Origin of the sequence: Brevundimonas sp. (assembly GCF_965278935.1) — a bacterium.
Lineage (GTDB): Bacteria > Pseudomonadota > Alphaproteobacteria > Caulobacterales > Caulobacteraceae > Brevundimonas.
The window spans coordinates 3,015,848-3,029,056 of record NZ_OZ257124.1; the positions used below are offsets into that span (position 1 = coordinate 3,015,848).

The 13,209-nt window shown below is 68.4% G+C and carries 8 protein-coding genes and 1 pseudogene; 5 read left to right on the plus strand and 4 right to left on the minus strand.

Features of this window, described 5'->3' with window-relative positions:
• Nucleotides 1–23 precede the first annotated feature (23 nt).
• Entirely contained in the window at nt 24–1,118 is a 1,095-nt protein-coding gene (locus ACQY68_RS15035; RefSeq protein WP_428150429.1) for a serine hydrolase domain-containing protein, read from the minus strand.
• A gap of 76 nt (nt 1,119–1,194) precedes the next feature.
• On the opposite strand from ACQY68_RS15035, the gene ppk2 reads away from it, so the two are divergent.
• Nucleotides 1,195–1,941, plus strand: a complete 747-nt coding sequence (ppk2, locus tag ACQY68_RS15040; protein WP_428150431.1) for a polyphosphate kinase 2 — start codon at nt 1,195–1,197, stop codon at nt 1,939–1,941.
• On the opposite strand, the gene ACQY68_RS15045 is transcribed toward ppk2, so the two are convergent.
• Nucleotides 1,938–2,306: a hypothetical protein gene (locus tag ACQY68_RS15045; protein WP_428150432.1), complete on the minus strand. Its 369-nt coding sequence runs from the start codon at nt 2,304–2,306 to the stop codon at nt 1,938–1,940. The genes ppk2 and ACQY68_RS15045 overlap by 4 nt on opposite strands.
• A 114-nt stretch (nt 2,307–2,420) precedes the next feature.
• Between ACQY68_RS15045 and uvrC the strand changes: the two genes are divergently transcribed.
• The 4 genes and pseudogenes from uvrC to pgsA form a co-directional block, all read left to right on the plus strand.
• Entirely contained in the window at nt 2,421–4,316 is a 1,896-nt protein-coding gene (gene uvrC / locus ACQY68_RS15050) for an excinuclease ABC subunit UvrC (protein WP_428150434.1), read from the plus strand.
• 79 nt (nt 4,317–4,395) lie between these two features.
• Nucleotides 4,396–7,455 (plus strand): DUF3857 domain-containing protein, encoded by a 3,060-nt coding sequence (locus ACQY68_RS15055; RefSeq protein WP_428150436.1) that lies wholly within the window; start codon nt 4,396–4,398, stop codon nt 7,453–7,455.
• A gap of 40 nt (nt 7,456–7,495) precedes the next feature.
• The gene (locus ACQY68_RS15060) at nt 7,496–8,122 is read left to right on the plus strand and encodes a carbonic anhydrase (RefSeq protein ID WP_428150438.1); all 627 of its coding nucleotides are present in this window, start codon (nt 7,496–7,498) and stop codon (nt 8,120–8,122) included.
• A gap of 59 nt (nt 8,123–8,181) precedes the next feature.
• Nucleotides 8,182–8,808, plus strand: a pseudogene (gene pgsA, locus ACQY68_RS15065) (CDP-diacylglycerol--glycerol-3-phosphate 3-phosphatidyltransferase); the annotation flags it as partial.
• Between the two features lie 145 nt (nt 8,809–8,953).
• Here pgsA and ACQY68_RS15070 read toward each other — a convergent pair.
• Together ACQY68_RS15070 and ACQY68_RS15075 are read right to left on the minus strand one after the other, a co-directional pair.
• Nucleotides 8,954–11,041 carry a S46 family peptidase gene (locus tag ACQY68_RS15070; protein WP_428150439.1) on the minus strand — a complete coding sequence of 696 codons (2,088 nt, stop codon included), beginning with the start codon at nt 11,039–11,041 and terminating at the stop codon, nt 8,954–8,956.
• 3 nt (nt 11,042–11,044) lie between these two features.
• A complete protein-coding gene (locus ACQY68_RS15075) occupies nt 11,045–13,123 on the minus strand; it encodes a S46 family peptidase (RefSeq protein WP_428150440.1) in 2,079 nt (692 codons plus the stop codon).
• Nucleotides 13,124–13,209 lie beyond the last annotated feature (86 nt).

Below are 13,209 nucleotides of genomic sequence, written 5' to 3' on the forward strand. Positions count from 1 at the left end.
ACTCGATCCACCAGACCGCTTCGTCAGATCGCCTGAATGAGGCCGGGTATCAGCGCCTGACAGGCCGGCCTGCCCCGTTGCGCGTCGTTCGACACAGCCACGAAGGCCTTGCCGATTCCCGGCGCGACCCAGGTCGAGGCGTACCACAGGGTGTTGGAGCCATCGTGGGTCAGGCAAACGCCCTGCGCCCAGGGCTGGCCCGGCGGCGTGATCCAGCCTCCGGCATAGGGCGGCTGGCCCTCGCCAACCGGCTGAATCAGCACCGCCAGTGTTTCCGGCTTCAGCCACCCTGCGCCGTCGCTCAGGAACACCCGCAGGAAGCGGCCATAGTCCTGCAGGCTAATGTGGGCGGTGCCCGCAGGTCCCAGCGCCGCCGGGTTGTCGGTCACCGGCCCCGACGGATCAATGCTCCGGCCGCCGCTGTGACCCCAAGGCTGGTCGCCCTGCGGCGCGCCGAAGCCGCCGGTCTTGATGCCCAGCGGCTCGAACAGCTCGGTCCGCATGGCGTCTTCCCACGACCCGCCGGTGATCCGCTCGATGATCGCGCCGATCAGGATGTAGTTGCTGTTGGCGTAGCCGAAGGTTCCCGGTGTCCCGGCCGGCGGCGAGGCCAGCATCGTTGTCGCCAGGGTCCGCCTCTGGTCCGGTAGCGACGCCGGATCGGCCCGGGCCGTCATCAGCCAGGCCTGTCCGAGCGCCGTGGCGTCCGAAAGGCCTCCGCGGTGGGCCATGACCTGTTTGACCGGCATGTCCGTCCAGGCCGCGTCCATCGGCATGTCGGGCAGGGCCTCGCCCAGCGTCGCCGTCCAGGAGGCCTGCCCCATGTCGACCAGCCGGCCATAGAGGGCGGCGGTCATCGCCTTGGTGTTCGATCCCAGATGCCACAGGTCGTCGGACCCTACGGTCGCGCCTCCGGCCTGTCTCACGCCTCTCTCGCCGGTCCAGATCGCACCGTCCGGGCCCACCACCATGCCGCCGAGGGCGGGCGTCTCCGCGCCGTCGAACGCGGCCTGAAGGGCGGCGTCGAAACCGGCCATGTCGCGGGCTCTCGCGCTCGAAGCGGCGGTCATGACGGCCGCGGTGGCGGTCGCCAGTATCTGTCTGCGGTTCAGGATCATGCGCGGGACACTAGTTTCGGTCGCTCGACGCGCCAGTAAATAAATCGCAACGTGGCGGGACAAGGAGATGAGACCCATGGGCAAGAAAGACGATTACGAGACCGAGCTGGAGGCGTTGCAGATCGAACTGGTCGCGACCCAGGCCTGGGCGATCGAGAAAGGCCTGAAGGTCCTCGTCGTCTTCGAGGGCCGGGACACCGCCGGCAAGGACGGGGCGATCAAGCGGATCACCGAATATTCCTCGCCGCGCCAGACCCGCGTCGTCGCCCTGCCCAAGCCGACCGAGCGCGAGACCGGCCAGTGGTATTTCCAGCGGTATGTCCCGCACCTGCCGTCGGCGGGTGAACTCGTCCTGTTCAACCGCTCCTGGTACAACCGGGCGGGTGTCGAGCCGGTCATGGGCTTCTGCACGCCCGAGCAGCACGAACAGTTCCTGGACGACGTGCCGCGCTTCGAGAAGATGCTGGTCCACTCGGGCATCATCCTGATCAAGTTCTGGCTCGACATCTCGAAGGACGAACAGGCGAAGCGCCTCGCCGAACGGATGGAGGACCCGCTGAAGCGGTTCAAGGTGTCGTCGCTGGACGCCGAGGCCCAGACGCGCTGGGACGCCTACACCGCCGCGCGCGACCAGATGCTGGCCGAGACCCACTCGAAGGAAACGCCCTGGACCGTCGTCGCGACCGACGACAAGAAGGCCGCGCGTCTGAACATCATCCGCCATATCCTGCACCGGCTGAACCGGCCCGAGGGCAAGCATCCGAAGCCGGACAAGGATGTGATCTTCAGCGCCGACCAGTCGAAGGGGCGGCTGGACGCCTAGTTTGGGCGGTAGGGTCTCTCGGTCGATGATGCGACCGGCGGCGTCGCGGTCGTCTCATTGGCCCGCCGCGTCGCGGACGCCGCATCGCTGGCCGGCGCCGCGGGCACGGGGGTGGGTGAGCCAGCCGGGGCCGCCGTCGCTTCCGCGGCCTTGTCCTCGGCCGGCTCGCGATCCTCTTCCGACGCCTCCTTTGTCGCGGCGGGCCTGGGTTGGGCGATCGGCGCGGGGGCGTCCTCATCGATCGGCACGGCCTCGATGAAATCCAGCTCGGCTGCCGGCGCCCCTGCCTCCCCGGTTGCCGGCGCCTGTTGTCCGCACGCGGCCAGAAGACCTGACAGGACGACCGCGATGGCGATGCGCTGCATGATAAACCTCCCCGAAACCGGAGATATGCCGCCGGTCGCGGCGAAGCTCCTCCATTCTCGAAAGCCGATCAAGCCGCTCTGACAGATCGCCGCGCGACGCCTATATTCCCCGCGATGCCCGCCGACGCCCCGCCCGCTGATTCGACCGTCCCTCTCGTCGCCGCCGACCTGATCCGCGACGAGGCCCGGCGCGCGCCTGACAAGCCGGGCGTCTATCGCATGTACGGCGAGGACGGGACCTGCCTCTATGTCGGCAAGGCCAAGTCGATCAAGAAGCGCATCCTCCAGTATGCGCAGGGCCGCTTCCACACCCAGCGCATCGGCCTGATGGTCTCCCTGACCCGCTCGATGGAGCTGGTGGTCACGGCCTCCGAGACCGAGGCCCTGCTGCTCGAATCCAACTTCATCAAGAAGCTGAAGCCCCGCTTCAACGTCGTCCTGCGCGACGACAAGTCCTTCGCCGAACTGATGATCCGCAAGGACCACCGGGCTCCCCAGGTCCGCAAACATCGCGGCGCCCACACCACCGACGGCGAGTATTTCGGTCCCTTCGCCTCGACCTGGGCGGTGAACCGGACGCTGAACACCCTGCAGAAGGCCTTCCTTCTGCGGTCCTGTTCGGACAGCGTCTACGAGACCCGCACCCGCCCCTGTATGCTGCACCAGATCAAGCGCTGCTCGGCCCCCTGCACGGGCCTGATCTCACTCGAGGACTATGGCGATCTCGTCGAGGAAGCCTCCCTGTTCCTGCGCGGCAAGTCGCGCGCCGTGATCGGCCGTCTGTCGCAGGAGATGACAACGGCCGCCGAGGCGATGGACTTCGAACAGGCCGCCCGCGTCCGCGACCGTATCCGCGCCCTCTCGGCCATCACCATGGAGAACTCGGTCAGCGCCGACAGCGTGGCCGAGGCCGACGTCTTCGCGCTGTTCAGTGAAGGCGGTCAGGCCTGCGTCCAGGTCTTCTTCTATCGCGGCGGCCAGAACTGGGGCGGCCGCGCCTATTTCCCGCGCGTCGACAAGTCCGACACCGATCCCGAGATCCTGTCCGCCTTCCTCGGCCAGTTCTACGAGGACAAGCCGGTCGCCCGCCTGATCCTGTCCAATGTCGTGCCGTTCGAGAAGGAACTGCTCGAAGAAGCCTTCTCGATGAAGGCGAAGGAGGCGGACGGCCGCCGCGTCGTCTCGATCGAACGGCCGATGCGCGGCGACAAGAAATCCCTCGTCGACCACGCCCACACCAACGCCCGCGAGGCGCTCGGCCGCAAGATGGCCGAGGGCTCTGCCCAGGGCAAAATCCTCGCCGAGGTCTGCGAGGCCTTCGGTCTGGAGAGCACGCCGGAGCGCATCGAGGTCTACGACAACGCCCACATCCAGGGCACCAATGCGGTCGGCGGCATGATCGTCGCCGGCCCCGAGGGCTTCCAGAAGTCCCAGTACCGCAAGTTCAACATCCGCGGCACGGACCTGACCCCCGGCGACGACTACGGCATGATGCGCGAGGTCATGCGCCGCCGCTTCTCCCGTCTGGTCAAGGACGAGGAAGAGGGCGCCGAGGAAGTCGTCCGCCCCGACCTCCTGCTGATCGACGGCGGCGCGGGCCAACTGGCCGAGGTCCAGGCCGTACTGGCCGATCTCGGGCTCGACGACATCCTCGCCGTCGGCGTCGCCAAGGGGCCGGATCGCGACGCGGGGATGGAGCGGTTCTTCGTGCCCGGCAAACCGCCCTTCATGCTGCCGCTGAAGTCGCCGGCCCTCTATTACATCCAGCGGCTGCGCGACGAGGCCCACCGCTTCGCCAACGGCGCCCACCGCACCCGCCGCTCGATGGACATCAAGAAGAACCCGCTCGACGAGATCGAGGGCGTCGGCCCCGGCCGCAAGAAGGCCCTGCTGCATGCCTTCGGCTCGGCCAAGGGCGTCGGCCGCGCCGCCGTCGTCGATCTGGAAAAGGTCGAGGGCATCAACCGCGCCCTGGCCGAACGCATCCACGGCTTCTTCCACAAGACCTGACGCCGTTCCGCGACCTCCGGTCCGCTGGCCCCCTCGGTTTTCCGTGTTAAACCTGAACGGGAACGGTGGGGGATGCACAGTGCGCGTATGGGTCTGGGTGATGGCGGCTGTCATGCTGCTGATCGGCGTGCCGGCTTTCGCCCAGGAGGTGGAACGGACGCCGACCCCCGCCTGGATCCAGCCTCTCGCCGCCGATCGCGTTCCGGCGCCGATCGACGACGCCGCCATCCGCATGCTGACCCTGGATCGACAGGTCCGCATCACCTCGCGCGGCCGCGAGATGTTCATGCACCGGCAAATCCGGATCCAGTCGCGTCAGGGGCTGGAGCTGATGAGCACCATCAGCGCCAGCTGGGCGCCGCCTCGCCAGTCGATCCAGGTCCATGCGGTCCGCATCCTCCGCGACGGCGCCGTCATCGACGTCCTCGCCGACCAGCAGTTCGACGTCCTGCGCCGCGAGAACAACCTCAGCTATTCCATGCTCGACGGCGTCCTGACCGCGACGCTTCAGCCGCGCGATCTTCGCGTCGGCGACGTGCTGGAGACCGCCTTCACCATCATCGACAACGGCGGCGTCCTGGCCCCACACCAGGAGCTGCTGGACGAACAGACCTTGGGCTGGCCGATCGACTACGCCCGCTACCGGATCGAGTGGCCCGCCGACCTCGCCCTGCGGTCCAGCCTGCCTGCCTCCTGGCCCCGGATAGAGCCGCGCCGCACCCGTGACGGCTGGGAGCTTCTGGTCGAACGCACCGACATCCAGCCCGAGCGCCTGCCCGACAACCTCCCGCCGCGCTACTATCTGACCAACGTCATCCAGTTCACCGACGCCGCCGACTGGGCTGAGGTCTCGGCCATGGTGGCCCACCTCTACGTCCAGGCGGCGACCCTGGAGCCCGGCTCTCCGCTCACCGCCGAGATCGAACGCATCCGCGCCGCTAATGCGACGCCCGAGGATCAGGCCGCCGCCGCCCTGCGTCTGGTCCAGGACCAGGTCCGCTATCTTGCCCTGTCGATGGGCGAAGGCGGCTATGTGCCCCAGTCCGCCGATGCCGTCTGGCGCAGCCGCTACGGCGACTGCAAGGGCAAGACCGCGCTTCTGCTGGCCCTGCTGCACGGTCTGGGCATTGAGGCCGAAGCGGCGCTCGTCAGCACCGACTACGGCGACGGGTTGGAACACCGCCTGCCCCTGATGGCCTGGTTCGACCACATCATTGTCAAGGCGACGATCGACGGCCGCGACTACTGGATGGACGGCACCGGTGTCGGCGATCGCCAACTGGCCCTGCTGACGCCCCCGCCCTACCGGTGGGCCCTGCCGGTCCAGGCCGAGGGCGCCGCTCTCGAACCCATCGTGGCGCCCCCGGCCGTTCGTCCCGCGGAAGACCGCCTTTTCACCATCGACGCCTCGAACGGTCTCGACGCCCCGGCGCCCTTCGTCTTCGAGACCGCCTACAGCGGCGACAACGCGACGACGACGCGCGAACAGTTCCTGCGCCTGACCGCCGACCAGCTGCACACGGTCTTCGAGAACAGCTTCAAGGATCAGAAGTCGACCAATTTCGAGAAGGTCGAGACCCGGTACGACGAAGCGCAACACCTCTTCTACGTCACCATTACCGGGACCTCGCAGATGGCCTGGGTGTCCGGTTCGGGCGGTCGTCTGCTCGGGGTGGACGGCACGTCTCTTGGTGTTCCGGTCCAGGCGGAGCGCACCGGCCTGTATGCCGACTTGAAGGACGAGCCCTATTCGATCCCCTATCCGACCATGGGTCGCACCCGCACGCGCATCATCCTGCCGAACGGCGGCGAGGGCTTCCGGCTGGAGGCTTCGAACCTGAACGCCGAGGCCGGCGGCTACCGCATGTGGCGCACCGCCACGATCACCGACGGCGTGGCCGACATCCTCGTCGTCTGGAACAGCCTGGCGTCTGAGATCAGCGCCGACGACATGACGGCGGCCCGGACACGGGCCCGGTCCCTCGCCGACGTCGGCGCCCGCATCCGCGCGCCCGCCGACTATGCCGGCACCGAGGCCGATCGCACCCGGCTGACGCCCGGCGAAAGCGATGTCGAAAATCTGCTCGAAAGGGCCGAGGCCCTGACCGCCATCTCCGACTTCGAGGGCGCCCTGGTGCTGCTGGACGCCGCCGTCGAGCAGGAGCCCGACAACCTGAAGGCCCGGCTGGCGCGCGGCGACGCCCGGCTGGCCGATGACGACGTGCCCGGCGCACGCGCCGACTTCGACCATGCCGTGGATCTCGACCCGGCGGACGTGCCGGCCGTTCTCGGCCAGGCCTGGGCCGCCTATCGCGACGGTCGGGCCGCCGAGGCCGTGGTCAGCTACAGCGTGGCCCTGCGCCTAGACCCAGCCAACGACGAGGCCCTGCACGGCCGCGCCCTGTCCTACTATCAGATCGGCCGCGCCGAGCGTGCGCTGCAGGACTATCGGGCCCTGAAGACCAGCGCCCCGAATCGCACGGCCGGCCCCTCCGGCGAACTCACGGCCCTGACGCGTCTGGGGCGCGGCGACGAGGCCAGAGCGATAATCGACGAGCGACTGACGGAGACGCCCACGGACGCCACAGCCCTCTACGCGCGACGGATGCTGGCGATCCGCGAGGGCCGCCCGGCTGACGCCCTTCCCGTTCTGGACGCGGCGATCGCCGCCTCGTCGGAAGACCGGGACCTGCGTATCGCAAGGGCCGAGACCAGGGCGCTGGCCGGCCAGACGGAAGGCGCGCGCGAGGACTTCGCCTTCGTCAGGACGGCCGGCAACGGCGATCCCGAATGGGTGAACGCACTCTGCTGGTCCCAGGGCGTGGCGGGCTTCGATCTGGAGACCGCCCTTCAGGACTGCGACGCTGCCATCTCCGCCGCGCCCGAGGCCGCCTTCCTCGACAGCCGCGCCATGGTGCTCATGCACCTCGGCCGGTTCGAGGAGGCGAAGCGTCTCTATGACCAGGCGCTGGAGGGTCAGCCCTATATGAGCGCCTCCCTGTTCGGTCGCGGTCTGGCCCGGATGGCCCTGGGCGATGGCGAGGGTCGTGTCGACATCGATCGCGCCCGCGCCCTGGACATAGACGTACGTGACGACTTCGAGGTCTTCCTGGCCCGCCATCCGGAGCTTCAGCCCTGATCGACTTGGCGGCGCGTCGCCGTTGAGGCATTGAGCGCCCATGTCCGATGAGTCGCTCGATCCCCTGATCTCCGGCTACCGCCGGTTCCGCGCCGACCACTGGCCCGCGGCCAAGGCGGAGTACGAGGCCTTGGCCGCCGACGGCCAGACGCCCCACACCCTGATCGTCGCCTGTTCCGACAGCCGCGCCGACCCGGCCCTGATCTTCGACGCCGCCCCGGGCCAGCTGTTCGTGGTCCGCAATGTCGCCAATCTGGTCCCGCCCTATGAACCAGACGGCCTTCTGCACGGCGTGTCGGCGGCGCTCGAGTTCGGGGTCAAGGCGCTGAACGTCCGACGTATCGTCGTCATGGGCCACGCCCACTGCGGCGGCGTGGCGGCCATGCGCCAGGGCGCGCCCGCCAATGTGCAGGACTTCGTGGCGCCCTGGATCGCCCAGGGCACGCCCGTCGTCCGCCATGTGGCCGAGACCGTCGAGCCCGGGCAGGTCGAACAGGCCTCCGAGGAGGCCGTCGTGCGCCTCTCGCTTCGCAACCTGCGAACCTTCCCCTGGATCGCCGAGCGCGAGGCGGCCGGGACGCTTGAACTGGTCGGTCTGCACTTCGGCATCGCCGAGGGAATCCTGCGCAAGCTCACCGCGGCGCCCCGGTTTGAACCGCTAAGCTAGGCGCGCGTTCGTCGAAGACCGCCTATGCTGGTCTCGCCAGCTCGCCAACGGAAACGCTCATGTCGCCTACGCATCACGTCAACCCGATCCCCAACATCCTGACCGGCCTGCGGCTGGTCGCCGGGGTGGTGATGTTCCTGATCCTGGCGGGCGCGACGGGCGGGGTGCCGATCCTGTCGTCCTATCTTAGCCCCGAGGACCAGTTCGGCCTCTATCGCGCGGCCTTCTACATCTTCGTCGTCGCCGCCTCGACCGACTGGGTCGACGGCTATCTGGCGCGGCGCTGGCATGCCGAGACGCGCTGGGGCGCGATCCTGGATCCCATCGCCGACAAGGTCCTGGTGACGGGCGCCATCCTCGGCGTCCTGACCTCGGGCTCGGTGCCCCAGATCGCCATCCCCTGCGGCCTGATCCTGTTCCGCGAGTTCGCCGTCTCGGCCCTGCGCGAGACCATCGCCGGCCGCGTCACCCTCGAGGTCACCCTGCTGGCCAAGTGGAAGACGACCGTCCAGCTGGTCGCCCTGGGCTGCCAGCTGTTCGCCCGCAACTGGGATGGCTTCGGCCTCGACTTCGAATGGCTGCCGTACTTCCAGCTGTTCGCCGACAGCCTGATCTGGTTCGCCGCCATCGCGACGGTCTGGACCGGCTGGCAGTATTTCGACACCGCCCGCCGCTCGCTGGCCGAGGACCGCGCACCCCTGTCCCAGCCGACGCCGGCCAGGGAGAGGACCGCGCGCCCTGCCCCGCTGATCGCCGACGACAGCCTGTTCGACGTCGATGATTCCTCACTCGACCTTCCGTCCCCGGACGAGAAGAAGATCTGACGACGGTTCAGTCGACCCCCAGTTCCTCCACCAGCCGCCCCATATCGTAGACGTCGCGCAGCGCGACGGTCACCGCGCCCGTGGTCACGATCACGCTGCGGTTTACGTTGCGGTCGTAGCCATAGGCGTTGCGCTGGGTCAGGACGGTGGAGTCGAAGTTCGCCCCCAGCATCTCGCCCCGGGCGTTGACCACCGGCGAGCCGGACGAGCCGCCGATCGTGTCCGACGACAGCGTCATGTTCAGCACCGTGTCCGGATCGATCTCGTCCCGCGCAGCCAGCAGCTTCGGCGCGACGTCGAACGGCGCCGAGCCGGTCGCCCGGTCCCACAGACCCGCGAAGGTCGTGAACGGACCCCAGCGCTGGCCCGGAACGTCCGACCCCTCGATCTTGCCGTAGGTCAGGCGCAACGTGCCCGTCGCATCCGGATAGACGGTGTCGCCATAGGCGGCGAACCGCGCGGCGGCCAGGCGTTCAGCCGCCTGATCGGTCGGCGCCTGGACCCGCGTTTCCCAATCCGAACGGACAGCGCGTGTCTCGTCCTGGATCGACAGCAGGTATTTGATCATCGGATCGTCGGACGCCTCGACCGCTGCCATCCCGCCTTCCCACAAAGCGCGACGCACGGCCGGATCGGCCAGGGTCGTGCCCTGAATCAGACGCGCCGACAGTTCCTCGGGCGATTCCCGGCCCAGCAGGCCGCGCACCGCCGGATTGTCGACCGTCAGCCATTCGCGCGTCTTGGACAGCCACCACTCCATCCGCACCTGCTCGAGCGCTGGATAGGTCGGACGCTCGGCGAACAGGGCCGACTGGACGCCAGACAGACGCGCATCGCCGAACTCCGGCAGACGCTCGGCCGAGGGCTTGGCCCGCTCCTGCGCACCCCGCACCAGGGTCCGCGCCCACAGGAACAGCTGCGATCCGCCCGCCACCGGCGTCGTGCCGATGCCCGTCCCGCCTTCCAGCAGGGCGTAGGCGGGATAGAGTTCGCGCGCGATGGGCTGAATCGTTGTCAGCGCACCCCACGGATCGGCGGCGCTGCGGGCGAGTTCCGGGTTCGACACCACGCGACGGCGGAAGTCCGTCTCGCCCTCGGCGCGCGTCGCCATGAAGCCCGGATCGGTCAGGGCCCGCATCCGGCCCAAGCCACGCTTGTAGGTGTTCTCCAGCCCCACGATCGGATCCATGGCGATGAAGGCGTTCTCCTCCGACTCCTCGGAGAACCGGATCAGTCGCCCGCGCAGCTCCGAGGCGATCAGCTGGTCCAGGGGCAGGACCACGTCCCGCACGGTGAACAGCTGGTCCTGGGTCAGCAGACGCTGGGTCGCACCGGGGCTTCCGGTCACGAACACGGGCGTCCCCTCGACGGGCTTGTCGGCATTCCAGACGAAGTGGGTCGCGGTCACCGCCGGGGCGTCGTTCTCGTACAGCCGGATGAAGGCCGCATCGATGGCGAAGCGCGGGAAGGAGAAGTTGTCGAGATCGCCGCCGAAGGTCGCGGCCCGGTCCTCGGGCGCGAAGGCCAGGCGGACGTCGGTGTATTTCTTGTAGGTGTAGAGCTTGAATTGACCACCCCGGTACAGGGTCACGACCTGGCACCGCTTGTCCGTCGCGTCGCCGCAGGCCTCGGTCTCGATCCGCCCGATCTCGGCGTCGCGCGCGCGGTTGTAGGCCTGACCGGTCAGCCCCTCGCCCGCCGCCCTCACCCGCTCGGTGACGTCGGAAATGTCGGTCAGGATCTCGGCCGTGCCGCCCGGGCATTTGACCTCTTCCTCGCGGGTCCGGGGCGTGAAACCGGTCTCGGCGTAGTTCACGGCCTGGGTCGACAGGTTGGCCACGCAGGTCGCGACGCAGTGGTTGTTGGTCATGACCAGGCCCTCGCCCGACACGATCCCGGCCGAACAGCCGCCGAACTTCACCGAGCTCAGCCGCACCCGATCCAGCCACGCCTGATCGATCGAGGTCCCCAGCGTCTCGTTGGCTCGTGCGATGGGGAAGTTGTCGAAGGTCCACATCCCCTCCTCGGCCCGTGCGCCGGTCGCGGCGAGGGTCAGGGCGGTGGTGGCGGCGAGGATCAGTTTCATCGACGTCATGACCTATTCGACTCCCAGTTCGGCCAGCAGGCGTGGCTGGCGATACACATTGCGCAGCGCCTCGGTGATCGCCGCCGTCGACACCGTCACCGTGCGGTTCAGCTCGCCGTCGTAGCCATAGGACCCGCCCAGCGAGTGGATGTTGCCGTCGAAGGCCGCGCCGATGACCTCGCCCGCCGCGTTGATCACCGGCGAACCCGAGTTGCCGCCGATGATGTCGTTGGTCGAGACGAAGTCGTACACCGTCTCCTTGTTCACATCGGCCTCATGCGCCGCGAACTGTTCGGCCAGCAGGAAGGGTTGCGACCCGGTCGCCCGCTCATACAGGCCGCCCATATAGGTGAAGGCCGGAACCTCGACGCCGCGATAGGTCCAGCCCTTCACCTGCCCATAGGACAGACGCAGGCTGAAGGTCGCGTCGGGATACTGGTTGTCGCCGTAGGCCGCGAACCGGGCCTGGGCCACCTTCTCGGCCGCACGCGCGGTCGGGCCGGACACGGTCGCCTCCCACTGCGCCCGCAGGGCCTGGGCCGCATCGTCGTTCTTCAGCACCAGGTCGATCATCGGATCGCCCGCCGCCGCCAGCTGCTCCGGCGTCATGGCCAGGAGCTCGGCCCGGCGCGCCGGATCGGCCAGACGCGTGCCCTCGACCACCCGGTGCGCCAGGTCTTCCGGGCTCTCGCGACCCAGCAGACGCTGAACGTCGGCGTTGTCGACAGTCAGATACTCACGCGTCTTGGACAGCCAGAAGGTCAGATAGATCTGCTCCAGATCTTCCTCGATCGGCGTCACCGTGGCCAGTCGACGGCCCAGGGTCGCCAGGTCGGCGTCGGAGTATCCGGCGCGACGCTCGGCCAGCGGCTTGGCGCGTTCCTTGGCCGCCCGCACGATCGCCTTGGCATAGCCATACAGCGCCGAACGCTGGCCGGCCGAGGCCTCCAGCTGGCGGTAGGGCACGAACAGTTCGGCCGCCTGCGCCTCGATCCGCGTCAGGTCGCCCCACGGGTCGCCGATGCGCTCGGCCAGGGCCGGGTCTGCGGCGACGCGGGCGCGCAGCTCCGCCTCCTGATCGCGCTTCAAGGCCATGAAGGCTGGATCCAGCAAGGCCTGGTTCTGGCCGTAGGAGACCTTGAACCCGTTCTCAAGGCTGAAGATCGGATCGACCGACACCCGCGTCGCCTCCTCGCTGGAGAAGGAATACTGCTGCAGCCGTCCGCGCAGTTCCGACGTCTGGATCAGCGTCAACGGCAGGGTCTGGTCGCGCAACCGTTCCAGCTGCGACACGGTCAGCAGACGCGAGGTCGAACCCGGGTTCCCGGCCACGAACACCGGCTCGCCCACGGTAGGCGCATTGGCGTTCCAGGTCAGGTGGTTCGGCGTCTCGACCGGCTTGCCGTCCTCGTACAGACGCAGGAAGCCGGCATCGAGCGCATACCGCGGGAAGTTGAAATTGTCCGGATCGCCGCCGAAGAAGGCCGCCTGGAACTCCGGCGCGAACACCAGCCGTACGTCGTCGTACTTGCGGAACTTGTAGAGGGCATAACGACCGCCGCGATAGAAGCTGATGACCTGACAGGTCAGCTTGGGATCGTTGTTGCATTCCTCGGTCTGGATCGCCTGCTGCACCGCTCCGCGCGCCTGCACGAAGGCCGAGCCCTCGAGCCCCGCGCCGGCCGCCAGCACCCGCTCGGTGACATCGGTGATGTCGGTCAGGATTTCGGCCTGCTGACCCGGGCACTGGCGCTCTTCCTCGCGGGTCGCCGGCATCCAGCCGTTCTTCACGTAGTCGTTCCGGGCGTCCGACAGGTCCTGGACGCAGGAGATGACACAGTGATGGTTGGTCAGAACCAGCCCCTCGCCCGACACCAGCGACGCCGAACAGCCGTTGATGCGCACGGCCGCGCCGCGCACCCGGTCGAGCCAAGCCTGATCGATACGGGTGCCATACAGGTCGTTAACCGTCTGGATCGGGAAGTTGTCGAAGGTCCACATCCCTTCTTCGGCCCTGGCGGGCGTAACCGGCATGGCCGCGCAGGCGAGGGCCAGCACGGAGGCGGCGGCGATCAGGGACCGTGACGACATGGATATTCTCTCCCGAACCCGGCCAGACGCCGGTGTTACTTTGTAACTAGCTTCAGGGCTGCGCCCCTTGCAAGCGCGGCATCTCC

What these genes read in the sequence shown, in the direction of transcription:
- ACQY68_RS15035 (WP_428150429.1), bottom strand. Translation starts at nt 1,118, where the DNA reads ATGATCCTGAACCGCAGACAGATACTGGCGACCGCCACCGCGGCCGTC.
- ppk2 (WP_428150431.1), top strand. Translation starts at nt 1,195, where the DNA reads ATGGGCAAGAAAGACGATTACGAGACCGAGCTGGAGGCGTTGCAGATC.
- ACQY68_RS15045 (WP_428150432.1), bottom strand. Translation starts at nt 2,306, where the DNA reads ATGCAGCGCATCGCCATCGCGGTCGTCCTGTCAGGTCTTCTGGCCGCG.
- uvrC (WP_428150434.1), top strand. Translation starts at nt 2,421, where the DNA reads ATGCCCGCCGACGCCCCGCCCGCTGATTCGACCGTCCCTCTCGTCGCC.
- ACQY68_RS15060 (WP_428150438.1), top strand. Translation starts at nt 7,496, where the DNA reads ATGTCCGATGAGTCGCTCGATCCCCTGATCTCCGGCTACCGCCGGTTC.
- ACQY68_RS15070 (WP_428150439.1), bottom strand. Translation starts at nt 11,041, where the DNA reads ATGACGTCGATGAAACTGATCCTCGCCGCCACCACCGCCCTGACCCTC.
- ACQY68_RS15075 (WP_428150440.1), bottom strand. Translation starts at nt 13,123, where the DNA reads ATGTCGTCACGGTCCCTGATCGCCGCCGCCTCCGTGCTGGCCCTCGCC.